Raw genomic sequence first — 24,427 nt, forward strand, 5'->3', positions numbered from 1 at the left:
GTATGCTGCCGCCGTGGCACGAGGGCAAGGTCTCCGCACTTGACGTTGGTCACGACCATTCTTCCGAGGTCCAATCACGGGCTGGGAACGTGCCTGTTGGTTACGCTGGGGCATGGACTACGTACTCCGCCAGGCCACTCCTGAGGATGCCGAAGCCGTGGTGCTGATGCACACGCTGGCGCACGAGGAGTGCTATCGCCACCTGCTGTCCACGGCCTTTTTCGCCGCCCGCCGCGACGCGGTGCCGGAACGGGTGGCGCGCCGTCGTAATCACCTGGACGTGGAAGATCCCCGCATCCTTGCCGTGGATGCCAACAATGAGGTGGTGGGATTTGCCGACGCCGGTCCAGGCCGGGACGCTGATGGTCCCTTTCCGCTGGAGTTGTATTCGATCTACCTATTGAGCCGTGCGCAGGGCATCGGCCTGGGGGCGGCCTTGATGGGTGCCGCGATCGGGGAGTCGCCGGCGTACCTGTGGGTGCTGGAGAACAACCTGAGGGCGCAGGCTTTCTACCGCAGGCATGGGTTCCGCCCGGACGGCCAACGGGGCCTGCTTCCGCCGGAGTGGGAGTCCCTGCCGGAACTGCGGATGGTGCGGCCTGCGCCGTAGTTTACAGCCCGTTCCGGATCACCGCGCCCTGCGCCACTACAACACGCACCCGCTCCAGGGCAGAAACGTCAGCCAGCGGATCGGCGTCGACCACCACCACATCGGACAGTGATCCGCGGACCAGCCGCCCGACGTCGTCCTGTCCGAGCAGGCGTGCCGCATGTACGGTGGCGGACTGCAGTGCCTCAAGCGGGGTGAGCCCGGCCTCGGCGAGCAGGCGCGCCTCGGTGCCGATGGGCGTGACGTCGGTCCCGAAGGAGTCGGTGCCGGCAACGATGGTCACGCCGGCGTCCTTTGCTGCACGCACAGCGGCCTGCAGGATGGGCGTGTACTCCTTGCCGCGGGCGGCGAGGACGGGGTCGGAGGACGTGGCCATGCTGGTAATGGCGTCCATGGTGGGCGTGAAGTACGTGCCGCGGCGGGCCATCTCGGCGATGGTGCTTTCGGTCACGAAGACGCCGTGTTCGATGCTGCGCACGCCGGCGCGGACGGCGCCGTCGATGCCTTCTGCGCTGTACGCGTGACACAGGACACCCGCCCCGTTGGCAGCTTTGACCACGGCGGACAGCTGCTCCTGGTTGTAGACCAGTTCGCGCGGGTCCTGCCCGGGCAGCCCGGCGCGGGGGTTGGCGCGGGTTTTGATGACCTTGGCGCCGTGCTGCAGGTTCACGCGTGTGAGGTAGGCCAGGTCCGAGGTTTCCTTGACGCCGCCGGACAGGGTGGCGAGCGGCGCAAGATCGGGATCGGCCAGGAGTGAGTCGCCGAGGTCCGGGGAGATGAACAGCCCGGCGGGAGTCATGCGCGGGGAGACACCAGGGGCCCATTCGGGCAGGGCCGCAAGCGCCACATCCTGGTAGAAGCTGCTCGAGCCGCTCCGCACGCTGGTGGCGCCGCCCTGCAGGATGGCGCGGGCGTCGGCCAGTGCGTTCGCGTGGACGTGCACGTCCACCAAGCCAGGGACCACCCAGCGGCCGGAGGCGTTCAGGACCTGTGAACGGCCGGCGACGGCGGCCACCGCCTTCCGCGTTTGGTCGCGCGTTCCGGCGGCGCTGACTCTTCCGCCGTCGAGCACCAGCACACCGTCCTCGACGGCGTCGCCGGTTTCGGGATCAACGATGGTGCCGCCTTCGATGATCAACGGCGGGGTGGTGAGGGGGCGGCCCTGGGCGTTGGGGCCGGAGGGCTTGCCGACGGCGTGGGCCGCGGGGGCACTGCCCAGTTGGGCGGCGATGGTGGCGACTGAGATTCCGGCGATGGCCGCGGCGCCGGCGAGGATCCCGCGGCGGGGAAGTTTGGCCGGGGGGTGTGGGGGCAGAGGTGTGGTCATGAAGGCACATCGTTGTCTCCTTGTGGTGGAAGCGCTGGTCGCGGGTTCGCCTCGCGGTGGGATCGCCCGAACAGGGCGCGGGCTCCGACGATGCTACGCGGCTACCGGCAAGTATTGAATGGCCCTTCCGGGACCCAGCCAAAGGAAAGACGGGACAGCGCAGGAGCTGCGGTGTCATCCTGAAACTGATGCAACGTCCACCGAAGGGAATCGCGATGGGTGAGGCTGTCCTCCACGACGGCTCGATCATTCCCGTCGCAATCCGTGGCGACGGGCCTGCGCTGCTGCTGCCCGTCCGGCTTGAACCGTATCCGCCGGACCAGACAGAGACAATGCGGAAATGGGGCGGGGACCCCGCGCTCGGACCGGCGCTGGTGGCTGGGCTTTCCGGTACAAACCGGTTGATCGTGGCGGACTACGAGGGGCACCGAATGGCCCATCCTGCCGCGGACACCCTGACCCCGGACAACCTTGCCGCTGACCTTCTTGCCATCGCCGATGCCTGCGGGGCGGATCCTTTTGGCTATTACGGCTACTCCTGGCTGGGGCTGGCGGGCCTCCAGCTGGCGGTTCGGACCGGCCGCCTCCGGGCGCTCGCGATGGGTGGGTTCTCGCCGTGGGACGGGCCGTACTCCAGTATGTTGGCGGTCACCCGTGCTGCGCACGCTGCGTCCACCCAGCCGGCTGACCCGTCAGCCATTCCTCTCTCAGAGGCCGAGCCCGGCGACTGGGACTCGGTGGCCGTGCAAACCACCGAGGCGCAGACCCGCCAGTTCGTCACGCTGTATGAGGCGTTGCAGGATTTCGACGACGTCGGTGCTTCCGTGCCGCCCGGCCTGTTGCGTCTTGCGTTTGCCGGGGCCAACGACGAGATCGACTACAGCGAACAGTGGGGCGGCGTCAGGGTGAGCATCGGCGGGCTGCTGGCCAGGCACCGCGATGCGCTGACCGCCGCCGGCTGGGACGTGCAGGTCCTTCCCGGGCTGGACCACCTCGGTGCGATGCACAGTTCCGTGGTTCTGCCCATTCTGGCTACGTGGCTCCGGAAGGTTGGGTGGGTGCGGGGTTAGGTTGGGTGGGTGCGGGCTTAGGAGCGCGGGCCGACGTCTAAGGAGGCTCCTGGTGGACGCTCTTGGTGCAGACCTTTGAACGCTCCCTTTTCGGCTTTTCGCCGGGGTCCACCCCGTGAGACGGAGCGGATGCGACCCTGAACAGCACCATTGCTGGCGGACTGCTGAGTTGAGGAGTCGATCCTGAAAAAAAGTTCAAACGAGTTTCTGAGGGGACCGGGTTACGGGCCCTGTTTTGTCAGACCCCCTCGCGATGATTGTTTTATGGGGAAAGCGGCGGTGGTGAAGGCGAGGAGTGATATCAGGGCTGCTCTTGCCGTGCTTCATGCCGAGGTGGTTGAGCGTGGTGCGGTGCCGTTTTCGGAGGTTGATCCGTTGGCGGGGCTGGGGGATGGGTGCCTGGATATTCTTGCGGTGGCGCGTGAGGCGGAGGCCGGGTTCGCGGGGTTGAAGGCCCGGGCTGCCGCGGCGTACGCGGAGACCGTCTACGATGCGGCGCCGCCGGACGCTCCGGTGCAGGCTTTGGAGATGGCTGTCGCGGCGGAGATCGGGGCCCTGCTGTCGTTGGGTTCCCGGGCCGCGGGTGCGTTTCTGTCCGCGTCGCATGCGCTGGTGGGGGAGTTGCCGTTGACGTTGTTGGCGTTGCAGGACGGGGCGATCACCTGGCAGCACGCGCTGGTGATGGTGGATGAGGCGGTCGGCCTGGACCGGGCCGGTGCGGCGGCGTTGGAGGCGCAGTTCCTGGACCCGGACGTACCGAGGCCGGCCACGGCAGCGTTGGTGGGGGAGATGCCGGCGTACCGGTTCAGGGCCAAGGCCCGGACGTGGCGGGAACGCCACCACGCGGCGTCTATTGAGAAGCGCCATGCCAGGGGTGTGGCGGATCGGCGGGTGGAGTTCCGGCCGGAGCCGGACGGGATGGCCTCGCTTTCGGCGTACTTGCCTGCGGGGCAGGCCACGGCGGTCTGGGACCGGCTTACCGCCGCCGGCCGGGGGCTGCAGGGGCCGGGGGAGGGCCGGACCCTGACGCAGTTGCGGGCGGACCTGTATGCCGGGTGGCTCCTGGGCGGCACCACCAGACCAGCCACCGCCGCTCCCGGAACCACCAGTCCGGGAGCCAGTCACGGAGCCGGTGACGTTACCGGTCCTGGAGCTGATGTCGGCAATTCCGGACTCGCCGGGGCCACCGGTCCCGGAACCGATGACCGTCTCTCGCCGGTCCGGGCGCAGGTGCTGGTCACCGTGCCGGTGTTCTCCCTGTTGGGCCTGACCGAGGAGCCGGCGGTCCTGGACGGGTACGGGCCGATTCCGCCGTCGATGGCCCGCCAGCTGGTCGCCAACGGGCGCCCAGAAACTCGAACGCCTCCTCACCAACGACCCCGGCATGGGCGTCATCCGCCACGCCGACGCCGGCTACGACCGCGCCCTCGACGTCGCCAAAGAACGCGGCGTCCGCATCCCCATGCAGGAAAACCGGTGATCGAGCCTGCCGAAATCCAGGGGTGCGGGCAACGTCCCCGGTGATTCCACAGACTGACTGACGAAGCTGCTTGGTTGCTGTGGCCAGGCTCGCGGGAATACCCGCGCGCCTGGCCACAGCGGATGGAAGGAACAAGTGTTGATTGAAATCAACGGCCGCAGCCTTGGCCTTGCTGACATAGCTGCGGCAGCTGCCGGGGGCACCCGCGTGGCATTGTCGCCGTCGGCGGTTGACCGGATGGCGGATTCACGGCGCTCCGCCCGGGCCACGGCACTCGTTCGTCCCGTTTACGGGCGCTCCACCGGGGTGGGTGCCAACAAATCCGTCTCCCTGCAACAGGGCGCCGAAACAGCTGATGTCCACGGCATGAATCTGCTGAGGAGCCATGCCGTGGATGCCGGCAAAGCCCTGGAACCCCAAGTGGTGCGCGCCATGCTGGTCATTAGGCTTTCCCAACTCGCCGCGGGGGGCTCCGGCATCAACCCCGCCGTGGCCGAGGCCCTGCAGTCCATGATCAACAATGACTTCCTGCCGGAGGTAAGGGAGTTCGGCGGAATCGGCACCGCCGACCTGCCGGCCCTGGCGGGAACAGCGCTCACACTGCTGGGCGAGCGCAAGCCCTTGGGCGCCCGGGAGTCTCTCCGATTAGTGGACAGCTGGGCAACTGAGGACGCCCTGCCGTTCATCAGCTCCAACGCGCTTACCATCGCGCAGGCTGTCCTGGCCCACCAAAAGCTTTCCATCCTGCTGGAAAACCTCACCGTAGTCAGTGCCCTGTCATTCACGGCAATGCACGGCAACGCCGAGGCATTCAGCCCCGAGGTAGCGCGTTCGGCAGATTCACCCGCTGTACGGCACATGGCCGATACACTGCGCACGCTCGTGGAAGGAGCCGGCCCCGCCGCACGCATCCAGGACCCGTACTGCCTTCGCACACTCCCCCAGATCCTGGGGTCTGTGGCCGAGGAGCTTGCCGCCCTCGGATCGTTGCTGGAGACACTCGTAGTTGCTGGCCACGAAAATCCCCTGATCTTCGGAACCGCATCGGACGGGAGCAACGGGGTGGCACACCACGGACTGTTCCAGATGACCACGCTGGCGCGTCGCCTGGACGCGCTCCACGTGGCCTTGGGGGCTGCATGCGCCACACACCTGCGACGGATCGACCTGCTCTGCGACCCCGCCTTCACTGGTTTGCACCGGTTCCTGGCCCATGACGATTCCGGCCAATCGGGCGTCATGATGCTGGAGTATGTAGCTGCCGCAGCGGCCGGCGTTGTCCGGGCCAATGCACAGCCCGTGAGCCTGCAGACAGTTGTCCTTTCCCTCGGCGCCGAGGAGGACGCAAGCTTTGCCAGCCTGGCCGCCTCACGGCTGGAACCGACGGTACAGGCAATCGCCACCATGACAGCAGTGGAACTGGTTTGCGCAGCAAGGGCCCTAAGAATGCAGGGACGGAGGAAGCGCGAGATCGGACACCAGCTGTCCGGTGCGCTTGAGTCCGCCTATACGTTGCCGGCCGAGACCCGGGACAGGGACCTCCGGCCGGACATCGACCGCGCTGAGTTGCTGGTCCAGCAACTCAGGCTGGGTCAGGCGAAGACGGAAAATGTCGCCCCGTGAATCCGCCTGAGGCCGGTGCGCCTGCCTGAAAAGCAGTACCACGGTCCCCCGCTGCGAGCGTGCGATGTCACCGACCCTCATCGTTTTGCGAAAGCCTGACCTCCCGTTGTCCTGTGGACCTTATGGTCCGGTGAGCAGCTTTCTGAGCTCGGCGGCGTGGCGCTGTGAGAGTTCCGGGTTCTCTTGCACGTCGCTGAGGGAGAGTCCGGTTGATTCTTTGACCGCGCGGCGCATGGCCTGGAGATTCGTGAATCCACTGGCCTGGGCTATGCCCGCAAGGGATCGCTTCCACGAATCCTGGCCGGAGAGGAGTTCCAGGGCCTCCAAGGTTCTGAGCGCGCGGATGTATCCGTTTACCTGGAGGCCCTCGTGTTCAAAGAGGTAGTAGAGCGCCCGGCGTGAAAGGAACGAGTACGCGACAACTTCATTGACATCAAGGGCCGGGTTCCTGTAGTTCCTGCAGACGAATTTCTTGATCGCTGCGATACGCGCCAGCTTCACATCCGCACCATCAACCGGCGCTTCCAGCAGTGAACCAACCAGGGCTGTCATCATGGACCGGAAAACCGGCCGGAGGCGCGGTATCTCCTGGCCTAAGTCCGCCCGCTGCCAGCTGGACAACGCGGGAAGAATCAATCCGCGCACCAAAGAATTTTCCCGAATGTCACCCAGCCCCTGCAGCCGTTTCATCGACTTGCCGTCCAAGCCCAACAGCTGCCCGTCGAATTGCATCCTCACCGCGCTTAAACCGTCCGGAGCATAGAAACTGCCCGGGGACGAGTGGTCAAGGAACCTGACCGTTCCGGCGGAAATTTCTTCGGATCGGCCCGAGAAGCTGAACCCGGGGCACGAACTCCGGAAGTACAGCAACCAGTTCTGGGAACGGGCAGGCGCACTCCATTGGCAGCTGGCCGGTTCATTGTTGACCTCAACGAGGCTGAAGCCAGGACCTTCCAGGCTTAAAGCGGTTGGATCGAACCTGGGACGCACCAATTGCTCGGTCTTTTCCAGCCGTGCCGGAGTGTCAATCGCGCTGCCGTACCAGCACCGCCAGTGCTCAAATTTTTCCTCCAGGTTCAGCCCCGCCGGAACACTGTAGTGTCTGATTCCATCCAGCCCCGAGCCCGATGTGTCCGGGCCGGAAGCGTCTGCGCTGGTCGCGGGCATATACGTCATGAGGCGGGCCCCTTTGGCTGTTCAACAACCGAGATTCAAATGGAGCATCAATGCGGCCGAAGGAGGCACGGTGCGCTTACGACATCCAAGTTTAGGCCCTCGGCGCGGAACGCCCCGGCAGCAGTAGCGGGCATCACCAACCCACCCGGAGCCGACGGCACACGAAACAAAAGAGAAAAGCCTGACCAATCAAGCACCCCCAGCGCCAGCCCTACGGGCTTGGATCACCCATCGAGGAAGTGCGGGTCCTGCCATTGCATCCCCACCAGGTTGAGCGCTTCAACGTGCCCCGCCTGCACGCAATGATGGCCTGGATATGAAGATCTGCACGCATCGAAATCATTACCGCTTATTTTCATAGCGAAGATCCCTAGACTTTTCAACGATCCCGCTCCACTGAGGCGGTCTCCCCCAAAACCGGCGGGGTGGGGCGGGATCTTAGACACACCAGGCGCGCTGGATCCGGGAGGATGAAGCGGCCGTGGAAGGTTTGCTGTCCTTCGAGGAGACGTCGCGGACAAGGGCGAACTCGGAGTGATTCATCAAGCCGTCCGCCCAGGGAGAAAGAATCTGGACATCACATGCATGGAGCGGCACGCGGGGAAGCATCCTGCCTGGAGACTTCTGTGAACGGCCCGGGTACGGCGGTGATAATCGAGGACGATGCCGACATGCGCGATCTCTTGGAGGCGGTACTCCGGCAGTCAGGATTCGACGTCTGCTCAGCGGCTGACGGAAGGGCCGGCGTTGAACTGGTCCGCCGTCAAAATGCGAACGTGGTCACCTTGGATGTCAGCCTCCCGGACATTGACGGCTTCGAGGTCTTGAGGCGAATTCGCAGCTTCAGCGACGCCTACGTCCTTATGCTGACGGGCAGGGATGAAGAGGGTGATGTCCTCATGGCATTTCAGGGTGGGGCAGATGATTACATCACCAAACCGTTCCGTCACCGTGAGCTGCGGGCACGGCTTACAGCCGTGACCCGTCGTCCGCGCTCCACAGGCTCCACAGGCTCCACAGGCTCCACTGCAGGCATAACCGCATCGCGTGGTCCAATGCCTTCTTCAACCCCGGCAGTAAGCGACGACGTTGTCATCTCGCATAACGGGCTGGAGCTCAACCACAAGACGCGAACGGTGATGGTTCATGGGCGGGCCGTAGAGCTGACCCGTAGTGAGTTCGATCTCCTTCACGAGCTGTTGGGTGCGGCAGGAAAGATCTGTTCCACAAAGCACCTGGTCAGGGTACTTCGCAAGGAATACAGCCGGGACGACACGTCCGTTTATCAATTTGATGAGCGGGCAGTTCAGGCGCACGTCGGTAATCTTCGCCGTAAACTAGGCGACAGCGCCCAGTGGCCGCACTGGGTAGAGACGGTGCGTGGCATGGGCTACCGGCTCGCACCCGCTAGACCACACCCGAGGGACAAGGCGAGATGACCGCGGTCCCGTCCGGGACCTCCAGCAGCGAAAACCAGGCAGCTTCCAGGCTTTGTCACTGTAGGCGCCGGTGGTTCTCTGTTGTCTGGTAGCGGTACGTCGTGTTTTCGTCGTGCACAACGAAGGTTTCTGGACCGCTTTGCCCCCAGTGAAGAATCCATAGGCCGTAGCGTTCCGCAATTTTAGCGAGGGCCGGAAACGTTGCGACGTCGATGATGGGCCTGCCCTGCGTTAGCTGCATCGGTTGGACGCTTACCAGCCGCGCAGCATAGCGACGGCGAATGGCGGCACCTTCATCCCTGGGTGCACTCCGCTGTGAAAACACCACGACGACGGCCCCGCCAGCCAGGGCTGCCACCAGCAGTATCCCCGAGACAGCGCGGGCTGTAGCCGCGGTGATGGTCCAGTTACTGATTCCCACGGTCCGCGGCACGACAACGGCATGCTGCACGGTATTGCTGCGGGTTACGGTGAGGTCCTTCTCGCCGTTGGCCAGGGCGAGCCGAAGCGGAGTCAGGCTGAGTGTGAGTTCAGGACGGAAGTCCGCCCCTGAGCTGGTCTTCACTTGGGCTACGACCTTGACGGCGATCTGGCTTGCGGCTTCACCGGTAACGGCGGACGCGGCCTTGGCCTTCGCGTCGTATGACTTCAGATCGAGGCTGACCGTGCCCTCGTACTGGTCGCCGGAAAAGGCAGTGGCGTCGGCGAGTGGAATCGTCGAGTGCCAGCCCTGCGGTGTGGCCAGCTCGGCCGCGACGGTGATGCTTCCTGGTTCACCGTGGTAGATGAAGTGCACGTCCACCGTGTCGGTGAGCTTGCGGAATACCGGGTCCGGCGAATGGGCGGTGGTGCCGTCGTAAGCAGGTGTCTGTCCGACGTTCGCGCTGTACGAGAAGTCCATCCGGGTTCCGCTCTTGACCTCGGCTGTCGAGGGGCCTTCGAGGGGGCCCGCCCAGGCAGGGACTCCGAGCCCGAGTCCGAGGATTCCCAGCACGCCGGAGATTGCAGCCACAGTCCACAGACGCTGCGGCAGGCTTCCGACGGCCTGGAGGCGAGCGGTGCGGTCAAGGATGTGGCGGGACATGGATGCTCTCCTTTGTTTGCGCCTGAGTCGGGTCGTGGCGGCGCTTCCGCCGGCCATGAGCGCGAAAGCGGCCAGTCCCAGCATGGGTGGGCTGGCGAGCCGTTCCAGCCACACTCCGCCCTGCGCGAGATGCAGAACGGCGCGGCCGACGAGTTGGTCAGAACCGGGGGTCAGAACGTCCAGGGATTCGTTGTTGTCTCCCTTGAAAACGAATGCTTCCGGGCTGCCGCCGACAATCCGGTGAAGTACCAACTCGTCTTTGACGGGAAGGTTGTAGGCGGCAATCTGGCCCACTGAATAGGACTGCGAACGCGCCACGACCACCAGGTCGCCCTGGTAATAGACCGGGTTCATGCTGACGCCGTGGGTGGTAACGATCGCTATCTGGCCCGTCACCAGGGCAATCCAGGCGGCTGCGGCAAGTCCGCCCAGCGCAGCGAAGGCATAGGCCGTGAGGCGCTGCAGGAACCGGCGCGACATGAAGACTCTCTCAGTGGCGGGAAGGGACGGCCCGGCCCAGCGGGCCGGACCGTCCTGGATGCGGGACTTAGCTATCCTCGGGGATGGTGATGGCGGCGCTGGTAACACCCGTCTGGCTGGTCGACGCGGCAGCGTTACACTCTGATGTGAAATCGGCGGTGGCGATTGCTGTGCAGGTGAACGTCGCGGGCGCTCCACCGGTGAGGAGCAGGGTCGGAATCCTGTTGCCGGTGGCGTCGGCGAACGTCAGCGTCACTTTGTTCACGGCGGTATTGGTCCCATCGTCAACAAACCCGTACTCGATCTTGTTCAGCGTCGCACCTTTAACGGTCTGGCTCACGGTACCGCCGACAAACTGGTCTAAAGCTGCTGTGCCCGTTTTTGTGACACCGGCACCGGTGAACGCGGAACCGGCGGCAACAGCGAGGCCGGCGACGGACAGTGCAGTGATGAGCTTCAGGGATTTGTGCATGATGACTCTCTTTCGTTTAGGAAGGCCGGAACCCGTTGGCAGGTTTCCGTAGCGGTTCATCCCCCGGGCATTGGCTGACGGGAAGGACATAGTCGATAAATGAACGCGGCAGGACAAGGCTCGAGAAGCAGCGTTGGTCCCCGCTGCAGGACACCACCGCGACTTCCACCAGCCCTTGCTGACACGTTCCCTGAGACCGGGCCTGCATCGACTCTTCGAAACTAACAGCCAGTTTCTGCCGGGTTCCGGGAACTTTTCTGATCCTGCGCAAAGCCGGGGAAAGCAGGGTCTGGCTGCGGGAACCTTCGAGGGAAATTCGGACAGAGCGCGCAGAGACGGACGACGGCGGGCAACCGCCCGCCGTCGTCCGCTGTTCTTGTCCTATTTTGTGAGTGCACCTTCCAGCCAGGACCTCAGCACGGGGGCGGGAGCTGCGCCGGCCTGCCTCGCGACGACCTTGCCGTCGACCATGACCATCAACGTTGGCACCGCCTGGATGGCGAATCTGGCGGAGAGTTGCGGCGAGTGGTCCACATCAACCTTCACAAGTTTGATGTGCCCCGCGCGTTCGTGCGCCAACTGGTCCAGCACCGGGCTCACCATCCGGCAGGGCCCGCACCACACTGCCCAGAAGTCCACCATCACCGGAACGCCGGACCGTTCGGCGATTTCGCCGAAGTCGTCGTCGCCCGCTGCAACCACCCAGGGAAGCTCCTGGTGGCAATTCCCGCAACGCGGCCGGCCCTCCGCGGCCGCCGGAACGCGGTTGGACTTGCCGCAGTGGGGACACTTGATGATTGCCTTATTCATGCGGTTCCGGCCTCTTCCATTTCCCTGGTGGTGTAGTCCACCAAGAGTTCGCCGTCGGCTGCCGTCACCGTCACGACTCCCCCCTCGGCGATACTGCCGCGCAGGAGGGCCCGGCCCACCTCCGTTTCCACGACACGGGAGATAAAGCGGCGCAGGGGCCGGGCTCCGTAGACCGGATCGAAGCCACGTTCGGCAATCAACACGCGCGCCTCCTCGGTCAGGTGCAGTTCGACCTGCTGCTCGGCCAGACGTTGCCGCAGCTGTTGGAACTGCAGGTCCACAATGCGTTCGATCTGCGGCAGGCCGAGAGGCGTAAACAGCACGGTATCGTCCACACGGTTCAGGAACTCGGGGCGGAAGTGGCCCCGGAGCTCGCCCATCACCATGCTGCGCGCCTCCTCGGTGATCGTCCCGCCTTCGGTGGAACCCTCCAGGAGATATTGGGAACCGATATTGGAGGTCATGATGATCACGGTATTGCGGAAATCAACGGTCCGGCCTTGGGAGTCTGTAACCCTGCCGTCGTCCAGTACCTGCAAAAGGGTGTTGAAAATATCCGGGTGGGCCTTTTCCACCTCATCGAAAAGCACCACGGAGTACGGCTTGCGGCGTACGGCCTCGGTGAGTTGGCCACCCTCGTCGTAGCCGATATAGCCCGGAGGGGCACCCAGTAGCCGGCTCACGGTGTGACGCTCCTGGTACTCGCTCATGTCCAGCCGGATCATCGCGTTTTCACTGTCGAAAAGGGCCGCGGCAAGAGCCTTGGCGAGTTCGGTCTTGCCGACGCCGGTCGGTCCCAGGAAGATGAACGATCCGATGGGCCGACGCGGGTCGCGGATGCCGGAGCGGGCGCGGATGATGGCATCTGTGACCGCACTGATTGCTTCTTCCTGGCCGATCACACGGGCGCGCAGGATCTCGTCCAAATGCAGGACTTTCTCACGTTCTCCCTGCTTCAGCCGCGCCACGGGTATGCCTGTCCAGGCCGCGACGATGTCGGCGATCTCGTCCTCCGTCACCACCTCGCGGAGCAGGCGTTTCTCCCCCTGCTTCGCGGTCAGCCGTTCCTCCTCGGCGGCCAGGCGCCGTTCGAGGTCGGCAAGTTTGCCGTAACGCAGCTCCGCTGCCCGGTTGAGGTCGTAGTTCCGTTCAGCTTCCTCAGCCTCCTGCCGCACCCGCTCCAATTCACTGCGGATGTCCTGCAGCTTGTGGATCGCCTGGCGCTCGGCTTCCCATTGGGCCCGCTTCGCAGCGGCCTCCCCGCGCAGGTCCGCCAATTCACGCCTCAGCTCCTCGAGCCGGGTCTTGCTGGCCGGATCGGACTCCTTGGAGAGTGCCGCCTCTTCTATTTCGAGCCGCGTAACCTTTCGGGTGAGCTCATCCAGTTCTGCCGGCATCGAGTCGATCTCGGTCCGCAGCCGGGCGCACGCCTCATCCACCAGGTCAATCGCTTTGTCCGGGAGGAACCGGTCAGTGATGTACCGGTGGGACAGGGTGGCCGCAGCCACCAGGGCACTGTCCTGGATCCGTACGCCGTGGAACACCTCAAGCCGCTCGCGGAGCCCGCGAAGAATGGAAATGGCGTCCTCGACGTCGGGTTCCTCAACCATGACGGGCTGGAAGCGGCGTTCCAGTGCCGCGTCCGATTCAATGTGTTTGCGGTATTCGTCGAGCGTGGTCGCCCCGATCATGTGGAGTTCTCCGCGGGCGAGCATCGGCTTGAGCATGTTCCCGGCGTCCATCGACCCCTCGCTTGCTCCTGCCCCGACGACGGTGTGCAGCTCGTCGACGAAGAGCAGGATCCTCCCCTCCGCCGCCAGGACTTCGGCGAGCACCGCCTTCAACCGCTCCTCGAACTCGCCGCGGTACTTGGCACCTGCCACGAGGGCGCTCAGGTCGAGCGAGAAGATGGTCTTGTCCTTCAGCCCTTCCGGCACGTCCTGGCGGACGATCCGTTGGGCCAGTCCCTCAACAATGGCTGTCTTGCCGACCCCCGGCTCCCCAATCAGTACCGGGTTGTTCTTGGTCTTGCGGGAAAGGATCTGCACGACCCGCCGGATCTCGGCGTCGCGGCCGATGACCGGATCCAGTTTTCCGGTACGGGCGTCCGCCACCAGATCGCGGCCGTACTTCTCCAGCGCCTCGTACGTCTGTTCCGGTGTCGCAGACGTGACGCGCTGGTTTCCCCTGATCTGCGTCAGGACCGAGAGGAACGCCTCGCGGGTGATGCCGTGCTCGGCCAGCACCCGGCCGGCCGCCGTGGACCGCCCTTCCTCCGCCAGGGCCACCAGCAGGTGTTCCACTGAGACGTACTCGTCCTTAAGCCGCTTGGCTTCCCGTTCAGCCGCATCGAGGAGTGCGCCCAGCCTGCGGCTTACATACACCTGGCCCGGAGCTGCCCCCGGTCCCGTGACCTTCGGCTTGCGTCTCAGCTCTGCCTCGACCGCCGTCTTCAGCTCATTCACGTCAACCTGCATGGCCACGATCAACCGCGGCACCAGTCCCCCTTCCTGCTCGAGCAGGGCTGCCAGCAGGTGTTCGCCGTCGGTCTCAGTGTGCCCATTGCGTTGTGCTATCCGTTGAGCCTCCGCCAACGCCTCCTGGGATTTTTGTGTCAAGCTCTCCATGTTCATCGTGAAGCAGTCCCTTCGACCTGCGTGATTTCAACCAATCGTCGTTCAAGCGCGTCGACCCGAACCAACAGATCGAGTACCAACGGGATTGCCGCGTAGTTCAGCGACAGCTCCGAATGGAGTCTCATGACGCGCCCTATAAGTTCCGGGGACCGCGGACTGAACCAGGGGCCACCAGGCGAATCGCCAAGCGGCCGGATGAGATCCAGGTCCACGAACCGCATGACGACGTCGGGGTGAACGCCGGCGCTCCGGGCCACCGCCTCGAGATTCATGCGCCACGGATAGGCGAGCGGATAGACGCCGCTCATCGCTCCTCCCTCGGATTGAACTTGGATACCGTGGCGAGCTTTTCGTACAGCTTCCGCTCCTCCTTGCTAAGGCTGGGGGGAACCATGATCTTGATTTCCGCATACAGATTCCCCGGCACCCCTCTCGGATTGGGCATCCCCTGCCCGCGGAGCCGCAGCCTGCGGCCGCTGGAGGACCCTTCAGGAACGGTGACTGTGACCGGTCCGGCCGGCGCGTCGGTGGTCACCTTGGCCCCGAGTGCGGCCTCCGGGGGCGACACCGGAAGATCAAGGTAGATGTCCCGGCCTTTGAGCCGGTATCTGGAGTGTGGTTGGATTCGTACGGTCAGGAAGAGGTCGCCGGATGGGCCTCCTTCCCTTCCCGGGGCGCCCTCACCGGCCAACCGGATCCGCTGGCCGTCCAGCACGCCGGGCGGCACGTCGACGTCGTAGCTCCGGGTTTCGCCGCCGGCCTGGGCCAGCCGGATGCTGCGCTTCCCGCCGCGGAAGGCTTCCTCGAGCGTCAGCCACAACTCGGCTTCCTGGTCGGCACCTTGTGCCGGGCCTCCTGCCTGCTGCCGGAACCAGCCGCCGAGGAGGTCCTCCCAGTCAACGTCGCCACCCATACCGCCGTCGCCATGTCCGTACGCCCCCGGTCCCGGCCGGGGGCCAGGCCGCGGTCCCGGCCGGGGTCCACCCGAACCCCCTCGCCGTCCTCCGCCCGACGCCCCGGCGCCGCTACCGGCGTACTGCCGGTAGTCGGCGCCGAATCGGTCATAGCGCGCCCGGGTCTCGGGATCGGACAAAGTGTCGTAGGCCTCGCCGATTTCCTTGAACTTGTCGGCGGCGTCCGGCTCGCGGTTGACGTCCGGATGGTATTTTCGTGCCAGTTTCCGGTATGCGCGCTGGATCTCGTCCGGCTCCGCTGTCCGGGGGACGCCGAGGACTGAATAGTGGTCCTTAGCCACGGTCCGGGGTCACCGCCCGGCTTACCACGACGGCGGCTGGCCGGAGCGTGTTTTCCGGGCCGCCGTAGCCGGGCCGCAGCACGGTGAGCACGGTCCCCGAGGGAACCTCGTCAGTTTCCGCCACGCTGACAACCTCATGAAGCCGCGGATCGAAGGGAACGTTCTCGGCGTCGATGCGGGGATAGCCCAGGCGGGCCAAGGTGTCGATGGCCTGTTTCCGGATGGAGGCTATGCCCTCGACCAGCGGGTCTGCGTCACCCGCCGGCGCGTGCGACAGGGCAAGCTCCAGATTGTCCAGGATGGGCAGCCACGCCAAGGCAACCGCGGCGCGTTCCTGTGCCCTCAGCTGTGCGCCGTCCCGGGCCGCACGCTTCCGCACGTTGTCGGCGTCGGCCAGCGCACGGCGCCACTGGTCCTCCATTTTGGCCAAGGCGTCCGCCTGCACTGCGGACTGTGCTTCCGTTTCAGGGGTTTCGGTGGCCCCCGCTTGCCCGTTTCCCTCGTGAGCCTGGCCCCCGAGTGCAGTCTCGTCGCTCATCGCTTTCCCTAGCCACGGTCAAATTCTGCGTCGACGATGTCCTCGTCATCGGCATCGCTGGACGCTCCGGCCTGCTGGTCCCCTCCGGCCTCCTGGCTGGCCCCGGCGCCGGCGGGGGCCGCGGAGGCAGCCGAGGCACGGAGCGCCGCCTGCAGTTGCTCAAGTTCCGAAATGAGCTCCCTCGCGGTGGCGACCTCCGCCTGGTTGCTGACCGCGTCGCGTGCCTGGCCAATCAGCAGTTCAGCCCGCGCCTTGTCGTGCGCGGGGACGGCGTCGCCCAGTTCATTGACGGCCCGCTCAACGCGGTAGGCCACCGCGTCGAGCTCGTTGAGGGTGTCGATCCGCTCCCGGTTCTGTACGTCCTCGTTTCGGTGGGACTCAGCCTCGGCAACCATTCGCTCGACTTCCTTGGCGTCGAGGTTGGAGCCCTCGCTGATAGTGATGCCCTGTTCCTTGCCCGTGTCCTTGTCCTTGGCGGTGACGTTCAGGATCCCGTTGGCGTCGACGTCGAAAGTAACCTCGACCTGCGGTTCGCCACGAGGCGCTGGCCGGATATCGCTCAGCTGGAACCGGCCCAGCACCCGGTTGTCCGCCGCCAGTTCCCGCTCCCCCTGCAAGACCACCACGTCAACGGCAGGCTGGTTGTCCTCGGCGGTGGAGAACACTTCACTGCGACGCGCGGGGATCGTCGTGTTGCGCTCGATGATCTTGGTCATGACGCCGCCGCGTGTCTCGACGCCCAAGGAAAGTGGCACAACGTCCAATAGCAGGACGTCCGAGACCTCTCCCTTAAGCACACCGGCCTGGATCGCAGCACCGATGGCCACGACCTCGTCCGGATTGACACTCATGTTCGGATCTTTGCCGCCAGTCAGACGCCGGACGAGGTTCTGTACCGCGGGAATGCGGGTGGAGCCGCCCACCAAAATTACTTCATCGATGTCGTTGGCTGTAACCTTGGCGTCCGTCATCGCCTGCTTGACCGGATCCATGGTGCGTTCCACCAGATCATGGGTAATATCCTCAAAAACGGAGCGCCGAATGGTGGTCGTCAGATGCTTTGGGCCCGAAGCGTCGGCGGTGACGAAGGGAAGGTTGACCTGGGCCTGGCTCACGGAACTCAGCTCGACCTTCGCTTTTTCGGCCGCCTCAAACAGGCGTTGCAGCGCCTGTGGGTCCGACCGCAGGTCGATGCCCTCCTGCTTCTGGAATTCGTCGGCCAGGTAATCCACAAGGCGGCGGTCAAAATCGTCTCCGCCAAGGTGCGTGTCACCCGCAGTGGAGCGGACCTCCACAACTCCGTCCCCCACGTCCAGCAGGCTCACATCAAAGGTTCCACCGCCGAGGTCGAAAACTAAAACCGTCTCATGCTGACGTTTATCGATGCCGTAGGCGAGGGCCGCTGCGGTCGGTTCGTTGATGATGCGAAGTACCTCCAGCCCGGCAATCCTGCCCGCGTCCTTGGTGGCGGTCCGCTGTGCGTCGTTGAAGTACGCAGGGACCGTGATGACGGCCTCCGTCACTTTTTCGCCCAGCTGCTTTGCGGCGTCGTCCACCAGCTTGCGCAGGACAAGCGCGCTGACCTCTTCGGGTGCTACTTTCTTGCCCTGAACCTGGAAACGCGCCACGCCGTTTTCATCCGCTACGACGTCGAAACTCACGGCCTTGGCTTCATCCGCGATCTCGTCATAGTGCCGGCCGATAAACCGCTTGGCCGACGTGATAGTTCCTTTGGGGTTGAGAATCGCCTGCCGGCGTGCCAGTTGCCCCACCAATCGTTCCCCGCTGTCCGTGTACGCCACAACCGACGGTGTGGTCCGGGCTCCTTCTGCGTTGGGTACAACGCGGGCTTCCCCGCCCTCCCAGACGGCGATCACTGAGTTGGTTGTTCCAAGATCAATTCCTACTGCTTTGGCCATGACTCGCTCCGGTCCCAGGGGCGCGCGTTCCTTTCCTGCGTCCGCCCGAATTGCACCGCATGATTTCACACCCTGTCCTGATGGGCCGCGGGGCTCAAAGGTATGTGTCATGAGGCCTTACAGGATTGAGTCTGCCCCGCAGGGGGCAAGGACGGCATGACCTCCCGGGTCCAAATCTGCTCCAGGAAACTGACCTACCAGAATAGGTTCCACAGGCGTATTGTCGAAGACGCCGGGATAATTCTGGGATTTGCCGCCACACATCCCGCCACGAACGGATCGTTGGGTGCGCACAGAGACTGCAGGTCAACTGAATGTTCGATCGACTAAGGGCCGAGGAGATTCTCGGTAAGGCCACACAAACTGTTTCTGCACTGGAATTCTGCCGTGTGGCAGCTTGCTATCTTGTGGTGGACGGTCACCTGCTTCCGCTCCCGAACCGGACGCCCGCCGCCCAGGACCACGATGACGGCCAGCTCGAAGGCAGGGACTCCGGACTTACCTCCACGGGCCCGGGCTGGCGGTACTCGCTCTCGACTTTCCGTGACAACGGGGAACTCAACGGGTGCCTCGTCCTGCATGCCCGCACGGCTCCGAGTCCGGCGCAGATGATCGAGCTACATGCAATAGCAGGAGCATCTGCTCCCGGCGCAGGCGAGGAAGCGGCAGGAGCACAGCAGCAGGAGCACTTCGCCCCGCACTCGAATGCCCTAGACGTTGCCGACCGCCTGCGTATCCTTTCGGCAACGGTACTGCAGCTCGAGACCCGCACGTCAATCCAGAACGCACTGAATGGCACGCTCACAGCCCCACTCGGACAAATGAGTTCCCGGGAGTCACTTCTGGCGGAAGTGCTGTCAGTGCTGACGGGACGACCGGTCTGCACTGAGGACGGATTCGGCAATATCCGTGCCGCGGCCGGTACCAAATCCGGGAGTCCGTACCCCCGGCCCAGCGCGGCCGACAGATCGCGGACGGCACAGCTCTGGCTCGCCTTTGGAATGCCGGTGGAAGAACCACGTGGGCTCGTGGCGCTGGTTCTGCCGGCCGGGGACGTGCTCGGGGCAATGTGCTTGCTCGAGAACGGCAGGCCCTACACGGCCGACGACGTCTTCGCCTTGGAGTATGGGACGCGGCTCTTGCAGGTCGAGCTGTCGCACCGCCGCAGCATCGCCCAGCTGGAACTGAAACTGGGGCGCGACCTGGTGTATGAGCTGGTGTCCGGAATGGATGAAGAGACCGCGTCCGTGCGGGCCCAGGCGTTGGGATACGACATCAGGGGCCTGCAGCACGTCATCGTCGCGCAGTGGCAACCGCCAAGAACGGACGATACCGTGGTGGTCGCCCTGCGCAGGACGCTGCGTGAACTCCAAATCCCTGCGCTGGTTTCGCGTCGCTCGAACATAACACTCGCCGTGGTTACGGGAGAGCCACTGGATACAGAACTCTTTACCATTGCAGCAAGGACCCTGCGCAGCGCCACTGGAGCTGTGGGCATAGGAGGTCCGAGCCGCGATGTCACCCAGATCCCGCGTTCTTACGCAGAAGCGCTGCGTGCACTGCACATCCGGGCACATTCCACCGACTCCTACGGGCTCACCCGCTACGACCAGCTGGGGATCTACCGCATCCTTGACATGCCTGGCAACGAAGCCGACCTCTCCGGCTATGTCGAGGAGTGGCTGGGTGCACTGCAAAGCAACGATGCCCGCCGGGGATCTGATCTGGTGCACACCTTGGCGCAGTACCTGGATCATGGCGGCAACTACGACGATGCGGCAGACAGCCTTGCCATTCACCGCAGCACGCTGCGCTACCGGCTGAAGTCCATCCGCCAGATCACCGGTTTTGAACTTGGTGACCCCGAGACCCGGCTCAACCTGCACGTTGCCACGCGTGCCTGGCGCCTGCGGTCCGCAAGGTCGCGCTGAGAGCTTAGACGGTGCCGGTAAAGCGCGGAGCGTGCATCGGCTGTCCGTGATTTGACCTGGGGGATTCAAATCCAGGCAGTTTTTGGGCGCCCCGGGGCCAAGCGGGCACGATGGCGGCGGAGGAGACTCAAAGTGATACATGTTGCATCTGATCGCCCGAACAGGCAGCGGGAATCCAATGAGTACAAATAAGCCAGCGGCCGGCGCGGGAACGGCGCCAGGGCGGGCGTGCACCGCCGTTCTCGGCGCGGCGTTGCCCATGCTCGGGTCATCGTGCACAGGTTCGCCTCCAACGCCCCCATCACAACCCGCCAGCCTGGGGGCTTGGAGTTCCACAGGGGCGGGAGCCGTAGTCAACAGCAGTTCGGAGATCAGTCCGCCGTCGAATTTCAGCGCGGGCAGGACACAAATTCAGTGAAAACCACTTTGGGGAGCACAGGGAAGGAATAGCCCTGTTCATGTGCAGCCCGACCATCAAGATCACGAATAACGCATTTCCAGAAACGAGGTCTGACTATGTCTGACGCATTAGCTCAGCAATTGGTTAAGGGATCAGGAAGCACGTTGATTATCCGGGGCGTCGCGGCCGTCCTATTTGGCATTTTGGTTGTCGTCTGGCCCGGTGTCTCGCTACTCGCACTGGTGATCCTCTTCGGAATTTACGCCATTTTTGACGGCGTCACGAACATCGTGCACTATGTCAGGCGCAAGGGGCGCCGGTCCGCCTGGCAAATAGTGGGTGGGGTGATCTCCGTGCTCGCGGGTCTCGCCGCGTTCCTCTGGCCGGGCATCACCGCCCTTTCGCTGGCGCTCGTCATCGGCGTGTGGGCGGTCATTCTCGGTGTCTCCCAGACAGCGCTGGCCTTCGACGTCAAAAAGACCGACGAACAATGGTGGCTTTGGTTGATCACAGGTATCGTCACCACTCTCTTCGGGCTTTTCCTGGTCATTCTTCCCGGCCCGGGCATACTTGGTCTCCTGGGGCTGCTTGCGTCCTTCGCGATTCTGTTCGGAATACTGCTGATTGCCACCGGAATTGACCTGCGCAGGAGGGGTGAAAACCCTAATGGAAGGCTCGCTGTGGGCTAAAAGACTTCCCGCGTCCAGTTTCACTGCCGGGCCGCGCGCTTGCGCGAGCGGCCTGCACTTCCCCCGCTTGTCCGGTGGTGCGAAGACCGCCGCTCACTGCCAACGCCCCGCTTAATGCGAGCTGTCCCGGTGCCGGTCTCACGGCCGGTCCGACGTAGGAGCCAACATGTTTCCTGGAATTACTGATCCGCATCTCGCGCGGACTCATCCCGTTCGGGTGCGCACACCGCAGGGCTGCGAGGAGTGCCTGATTTTGGGTACGGCCTGGGTTCATCTGCGCTTGTGTCTCACGTGCGGCCATGTGGGGTGTTGTGATGCCTCACCCATGCGGCACGCCCGGGCCCACGCCACCGAGTTGCATCCAATTGTCCGTTCCCTGGAGCCCGGCGAGGACTGGCGCTGGTGCTATCCGCATGAGGCATTCGTCTAGGGCGCGGTGGGTGGAAGCAGCCGATGGAACCTGCCGCAGACTCGACGCTGATCGAAACGCCGGATATGTCCGGCGCCTATCCACGGCTCAGCCAGGCCCAGATCGAATTGTTGGGCCGCACCGGCACACGGCGTGCTGCCTCCGCCGGAGAAGTCCTCATACATGAGGGAGACTTCGACGCTGACTTCTTTGTCATCCTGCAGGGCAAGGTACTGGTCGTGGAGGGGCTGAACACTGCCGGCGACGGACAACCCGCTGAGCTGGGCCGCGACACACGGATCCTCGAAGTTCATGGTCCCGGCCGTTTCCTCGGGGAACTGGGCCTCGTCGAGGGGCAACCGGCCTTTGTCAGCACCGTGGTCGCCGAGGCGGGCGAAGTGCTCCAAATCGACGGGGACGATCTGCGCCGTGTGGTTCTAACGGACGCCGCGGTGGGTGAGACCATCATGCGGGCATATCTTCAGCGCCGGATCCTCCTGATCAGCGCGGGCGCGGGGATCCGCATCGTCGGGTCCCGTTTCAGCCGTGACACGCTCCGGCTCCTGGAATTTGCAGCCGCCAACCGCCTGCCTCACCGACTGGTCGATCTGGAGGAGGACGAGCAGGCACAGGCAATCCTGGACCGGGCAGGGATCCTCACCAGTGACCTGCCCGCAGTGGTGCTGGACGCTTCGCATGTCCTCAAAAACCCGACCAACGCGGATCTGGCCCTTGCCTTGGGCCTGCGGGGGGTGAAAGAGCATTCTGCCTCGTACGATCTCATGGTGATCGGGGCCGGCCCGGCTGGCCTGGCGGCCGCCGTGTACGCGGCGTCCGATGGATTGTCGGTCGTCCTCAAGGAGGACCGTGCGATCGGCGGGCAGGCCGGCACGTCACCACGAATCGAGAACTTTCTCGGCTTTCCCTCTGGAATCTCCGGTGGGGAACTCACTGAAAGAGCGATCCTCCAGGCGCGGAAGTTCAGAGTCCAGGTCAACGTCGCCTGCCGGGCAAACTCCATCGCTTTGAGGGACGGTGAGTTCCGCGCCGAGTTCGACGGGAGCGGCCCCGCCTCCTCGCGGGCCGCGCTGCTCGCAACCGGGGTTCGCTACCGGCGCCTGCCGGTCCCCGGGCTGGAGGAATTTGAGGGGATCAGCGTCTTCTACGCTGCCACTGTCCATGAGGCCAGGCTCTGCGGATCACAGCCGGTGGCCGTCGTCGGTGGCGGAAATTCCGCGGGCCAAGCGGCTCTTTTCCTGGCTGAGAGGGGAACACCCGTGCGGCTGGTGGTGCGCGGGGAAGACCTCCGCGCGGACATGTCGGGGTACCTCGCGGATCGGATCGAAGACCAGCGGGGCATAGAGGTGCTGCTGGGGGCCAGCATCGTGGGCGTAGCCGGTTCAGGCGCCCTTGAACGGATCGTCGTCGATCTGCGAGCCACCGGCGAAAAACGTACCTTCGACTCCCGATACCTCTTCATTTTCATCGGGGCAAAGCCGCACACAGAATGGCTGCAGGACACCCTCGCTCTGGATGACCACGGTTTTATTCTCACCGGGGCTGATCTCGAAGACCTTCCTCCCCAGTTCGACCATCTGGGGCGCAGGCGGCTGCCCCTGGAAACCAGCGTCGCAGGTATGTTCGCGGCCGGAGACGTTCGGCATGGGTCAGTGAAACGCGTAACAGCTGCCGCCGGCGAAGGCTCAACGGCAGTAGCCATGATCCACGAACACCTGCGCCTCCTTCGGGATGGACCGGCCGGTGCGCGTTCGAGCGAGAGACGGGAATGAATATGTCTGATCAACATGTGACCGAGGAAATCCTCAACAGGGCGGTGGCGGCACCTGCGACAGTACGGCAGAAAGAGTCGAACCATGCATTGAACCACCCTGCGTTGAGGCGCTGAAACGCTAGGAGGCCAGGCGTGCCGGAAAGTTCGGGCGATGCGAACCGTACAACTGCCCGTACGCTGGGCGTGCTCGCCGAACCGGAGGTCACCGCCGAGTTTGCCGAGCGTAACGGCCGCGAAGTGGGCCACTTGCTCAACCTTGCCGATGAGCGCCACAACTGGTCCGTCGCCATCGAGTACCGGGACTTTACGGCCGGCAATGGGTTGACGCCAATGTTGGACTCCTTGGTGAAGCACCGGATCCGCAGTGCATGGGACGTCATGGTCTGCCTGACCGATCTTCCGATTCGTCTTGAGGGCCGGACTGTGGTCGCGGAAGTCGCGCTCGGGGAGCCGATCTCCCTGGTTTCTTTGCCCGCGCTCGGCGCCGTCAACATTGACCGCCGGGTCCGCTCTGCCGTCGCCGACCTCGGCTGGGCGATGCACCGCCGCTCCGATCCCGAGGACGACGCCGGGGAATTCGGTCCACCCTCGCTGCACCGGTCACGGCATATCGAGACCGCTGTTCTTGATGACGGGCCGATCGGGTTCCGCTACGTCTCAGCAACCCGCCTCGGCCGCGGGCGGCTGTTGGCGGGCATGCTGCGGGCGAACCGTCCCTGGCGCCTGGTCTTCGGATTGAGGAACGCAATGGCGGCAGCGATCGCGACTGGCGCCTTTGCACTCGTCACGAACACTATCTGGCAGCTCGCAGATTTGCTGGGGGCCCCGAGGCTGATGTTACTGACGGTCCTTTCAATCAGTTCGATGGTGTTCTGGATCATTACCCAACACGATCTCTGGGAAAGCCCCCGGCGCGACAACGCCCTCGAACGATACAAAGCTTCCTTGTATAACGTTTCCACGGTGTGGTCGTTGACGATAGGCGTGGTGATCAGCTACGTCCTGCTGTTCCTGGCCGTGCTGTTGGCTGCGGTGTTCACTATCGACGACGGTCTGTTGGCGTTGACCCTTCAACATCCCGTGGCTGTTTGGGACTTCGTGGAAATCGCATGGATGACGACGTCGGCGACGCTCATCGGTGGAGCGTTGGGTTCCGGATTCGAGTCAAAGGACGACATCCTTCGAGCGGCGTACGGCCAGCGGGAGCGCCATCGTCGCCAGTCTGTGGAGCCCGACGAATGATGCGGCCTTTCCCAGCGGGAGAATTGGGGCGGCAGTGGTAGGTCC

At 64.4% G+C, this 24,427-nt stretch carries 19 protein-coding genes and 1 pseudogene; 10 read left to right on the forward strand and 10 right to left on the reverse strand.

The genetic code is table 11. The features are described 5' to 3' along the window. The first annotated feature begins 112 nt into the window (after nt 1–112). Nucleotides 113–610, forward strand: coding sequence for a GNAT family N-acetyltransferase (locus BACI348_RS05410; protein WP_159824292.1), 498 nt, complete (start codon nt 113–115; stop codon nt 608–610). Between the two features lies 1 nt (nt 611). On the opposite strand, the gene BACI348_RS05415 is transcribed toward BACI348_RS05410, so the two are convergent. Continuing rightward, complete coding sequence (locus BACI348_RS05415; RefSeq protein ID WP_159824293.1) at nt 612–1,937, reverse strand: amidohydrolase family protein; 1,326 nt, start codon at nt 1,935–1,937, stop codon at nt 612–614. Nucleotides 1,938–2,125: 188 nt separating this feature from the next. Between BACI348_RS05415 and BACI348_RS05420 the strand changes: the two genes are divergently transcribed. From BACI348_RS05420 to BACI348_RS05430, 3 genes and pseudogenes are all read left to right on the forward strand, one after another. Beyond that, the gene (locus tag BACI348_RS05420; RefSeq protein ID WP_236557441.1) at nt 2,126–3,007 is read left to right on the forward strand and encodes an alpha/beta hydrolase; all 882 of its coding nucleotides are present in this window, start codon (nt 2,126–2,128) and stop codon (nt 3,005–3,007) included. Nucleotides 3,008–4,349: 1,342 nt separating this feature from the next. Then, nucleotides 4,350–4,487, forward strand: a pseudogene (locus tag BACI348_RS21190) (urocanase-related protein); the annotation flags it as partial. Nucleotides 4,488–4,625: 138 nt separating this feature from the next. After that, nucleotides 4,626–6,110 (forward strand): aromatic amino acid ammonia-lyase, encoded by a 1,485-nt coding sequence (locus BACI348_RS05430; RefSeq protein WP_159824294.1) that lies wholly within the window; start codon nt 4,626–4,628, stop codon nt 6,108–6,110. A gap of 120 nt (nt 6,111–6,230) precedes the next feature. On the opposite strand, the gene BACI348_RS05435 is transcribed toward BACI348_RS05430, so the two are convergent. After that, the gene (locus BACI348_RS05435) at nt 6,231–7,286 is read right to left on the reverse strand and encodes an AraC family transcriptional regulator (protein WP_236557443.1); all 1,056 of its coding nucleotides are present in this window, start codon (nt 7,284–7,286) and stop codon (nt 6,231–6,233) included. Nucleotides 7,287–7,912: 626 nt separating this feature from the next. Here BACI348_RS05435 and BACI348_RS05440 point away from each other — a divergent pair. After that, nucleotides 7,913–8,725 carry a response regulator transcription factor gene (locus BACI348_RS05440; protein WP_159824295.1) on the forward strand — a complete coding sequence of 271 codons (813 nt, stop codon included), beginning with the start codon at nt 7,913–7,915 and terminating at the stop codon, nt 8,723–8,725. Nucleotides 8,726–8,780: 55 nt separating this feature from the next. Here the strand turns inward: BACI348_RS05440 and BACI348_RS05445 are convergent, their stop codons facing one another. The 8 genes from BACI348_RS05445 to dnaK all read right to left on the reverse strand — a co-directional run bounded on the left by BACI348_RS05445 (nt 8,781) and on the right by dnaK (nt 17,919). Next, a complete protein-coding gene (locus tag BACI348_RS05445; RefSeq protein ID WP_159824296.1) occupies nt 8,781–10,289 on the reverse strand; it encodes a DUF5305 family protein in 1,509 nt (502 codons plus the stop codon). Between the two features lie 67 nt (nt 10,290–10,356). Continuing rightward, entirely contained in the window at nt 10,357–10,761 is a 405-nt protein-coding gene (locus tag BACI348_RS05450) for a hypothetical protein (RefSeq protein ID WP_159824297.1), read from the reverse strand. A 381-nt stretch (nt 10,762–11,142) separates the two neighbouring features. Beyond that, complete coding sequence (trxA, locus tag BACI348_RS05455; protein ID WP_159824298.1) at nt 11,143–11,571, reverse strand: thioredoxin; 429 nt, start codon at nt 11,569–11,571, stop codon at nt 11,143–11,145. Continuing rightward, complete coding sequence (clpB, locus tag BACI348_RS05460) at nt 11,568–14,204, reverse strand: ATP-dependent chaperone ClpB (RefSeq protein WP_159824299.1); 2,637 nt, start codon at nt 14,202–14,204, stop codon at nt 11,568–11,570. Before clpB ends, trxA begins: the two co-directional genes overlap by 4 nt. Beyond that, nucleotides 14,201–14,515 (reverse strand): chaperone modulator CbpM, encoded by a 315-nt coding sequence (locus tag BACI348_RS05465; protein WP_159824300.1) that lies wholly within the window; start codon nt 14,513–14,515, stop codon nt 14,201–14,203. Before BACI348_RS05465 ends, clpB begins: the two co-directional genes overlap by 4 nt. Further along, the gene (locus BACI348_RS05470; protein WP_159824301.1) at nt 14,512–15,462 is read right to left on the reverse strand and encodes a DnaJ C-terminal domain-containing protein; all 951 of its coding nucleotides are present in this window, start codon (nt 15,460–15,462) and stop codon (nt 14,512–14,514) included. The genes BACI348_RS05465 and BACI348_RS05470 overlap by 4 nt, the downstream gene beginning before the upstream one ends. Then, nucleotides 15,455–16,000, reverse strand: a complete 546-nt coding sequence (locus tag BACI348_RS05475) for a nucleotide exchange factor GrpE (protein WP_159824302.1) — start codon at nt 15,998–16,000, stop codon at nt 15,455–15,457. Before BACI348_RS05475 ends, BACI348_RS05470 begins: the two co-directional genes overlap by 8 nt. A gap of 8 nt (nt 16,001–16,008) precedes the next feature. Next, nucleotides 16,009–17,919: a molecular chaperone DnaK gene (gene dnaK, locus BACI348_RS05480; RefSeq protein WP_159824303.1), complete on the reverse strand. Its 1,911-nt coding sequence runs from the start codon at nt 17,917–17,919 to the stop codon at nt 16,009–16,011. Between the two features lie 410 nt (nt 17,920–18,329). Here dnaK and BACI348_RS05485 point away from each other — a divergent pair, with 410 nt between their 5' ends. The 5 genes from BACI348_RS05485 to BACI348_RS05505 all read left to right on the forward strand — a co-directional run bounded on the left by BACI348_RS05485 (nt 18,330) and on the right by BACI348_RS05505 (nt 24,382). Then, nucleotides 18,330–19,850, forward strand: coding sequence for a PucR family transcriptional regulator (locus tag BACI348_RS05485; RefSeq protein WP_236557445.1), 1,521 nt, complete (start codon nt 18,330–18,332; stop codon nt 19,848–19,850). 516 nt (nt 19,851–20,366) lie between these two features. Beyond that, nucleotides 20,367–20,939: an HdeD family acid-resistance protein gene (locus BACI348_RS05490; RefSeq protein WP_159824305.1), complete on the forward strand. Its 573-nt coding sequence runs from the start codon at nt 20,367–20,369 to the stop codon at nt 20,937–20,939. A 166-nt stretch (nt 20,940–21,105) separates the two neighbouring features. Beyond that, the gene (locus BACI348_RS05495) at nt 21,106–21,369 is read left to right on the forward strand and encodes a UBP-type zinc finger domain-containing protein (RefSeq protein WP_159824306.1); all 264 of its coding nucleotides are present in this window, start codon (nt 21,106–21,108) and stop codon (nt 21,367–21,369) included. Between the two features lie 23 nt (nt 21,370–21,392). Further along, nucleotides 21,393–23,138: an FAD-dependent oxidoreductase gene (locus tag BACI348_RS05500; RefSeq protein ID WP_159824307.1), complete on the forward strand. Its 1,746-nt coding sequence runs from the start codon at nt 21,393–21,395 to the stop codon at nt 23,136–23,138. Nucleotides 23,139–23,272: 134 nt separating this feature from the next. Then, nucleotides 23,273–24,382: a hypothetical protein gene (locus BACI348_RS05505; protein ID WP_159824308.1), complete on the forward strand. Its 1,110-nt coding sequence runs from the start codon at nt 23,273–23,275 to the stop codon at nt 24,380–24,382. Nucleotides 24,383–24,427 lie beyond the last annotated feature (45 nt).

The organism is Arthrobacter sp. 9AX (genome assembly GCF_902506095.1).
Classification (GTDB): Bacteria; Actinomycetota; Actinomycetes; order Actinomycetales; family Micrococcaceae; genus Arthrobacter.

Coding starts and splice junctions, on each gene's coding strand:
- BACI348_RS05420 (WP_236557441.1), top strand. CDS start 2,126: ATGCAACGTCCACCGAAGGGAATCGCGATGGGTGAGGCTGTCCTCCAC.
- dnaK (WP_159824303.1), bottom strand. CDS start 17,919: ATGGCCAAAGCAGTAGGAATTGATCTTGGAACAACCAACTCAGTGATC.
- BACI348_RS05435 (WP_236557443.1), bottom strand. CDS start 7,286: ATGACGTATATGCCCGCGACCAGCGCAGACGCTTCCGGCCCGGACACA.
- trxA (WP_159824298.1), bottom strand. CDS start 11,571: ATGAATAAGGCAATCATCAAGTGTCCCCACTGCGGCAAGTCCAACCGC.
- BACI348_RS05490 (WP_159824305.1), top strand. CDS start 20,367: ATGTCTGACGCATTAGCTCAGCAATTGGTTAAGGGATCAGGAAGCACG.
- BACI348_RS05495 (WP_159824306.1), top strand. CDS start 21,106: ATGTTTCCTGGAATTACTGATCCGCATCTCGCGCGGACTCATCCCGTT.
- BACI348_RS05445 (WP_159824296.1), bottom strand. CDS start 10,289: ATGTCGCGCCGGTTCCTGCAGCGCCTCACGGCCTATGCCTTCGCTGCG.
- BACI348_RS05410 (WP_159824292.1), top strand. CDS start 113: ATGGACTACGTACTCCGCCAGGCCACTCCTGAGGATGCCGAAGCCGTG.
- BACI348_RS05465 (WP_159824300.1), bottom strand. CDS start 14,515: ATGAGCGGCGTCTATCCGCTCGCCTATCCGTGGCGCATGAATCTCGAG.
- BACI348_RS05415 (WP_159824293.1), bottom strand. CDS start 1,937: ATGACCACACCTCTGCCCCCACACCCCCCGGCCAAACTTCCCCGCCGC.
- clpB (WP_159824299.1), bottom strand. CDS start 14,204: ATGAACATGGAGAGCTTGACACAAAAATCCCAGGAGGCGTTGGCGGAG.
- BACI348_RS05500 (WP_159824307.1), top strand. CDS start 21,393: ATGGAACCTGCCGCAGACTCGACGCTGATCGAAACGCCGGATATGTCC.
- BACI348_RS05475 (WP_159824302.1), bottom strand. CDS start 16,000: ATGAGCGACGAGACTGCACTCGGGGGCCAGGCTCACGAGGGAAACGGG.
- BACI348_RS05450 (WP_159824297.1), bottom strand. CDS start 10,761: ATGCACAAATCCCTGAAGCTCATCACTGCACTGTCCGTCGCCGGCCTC.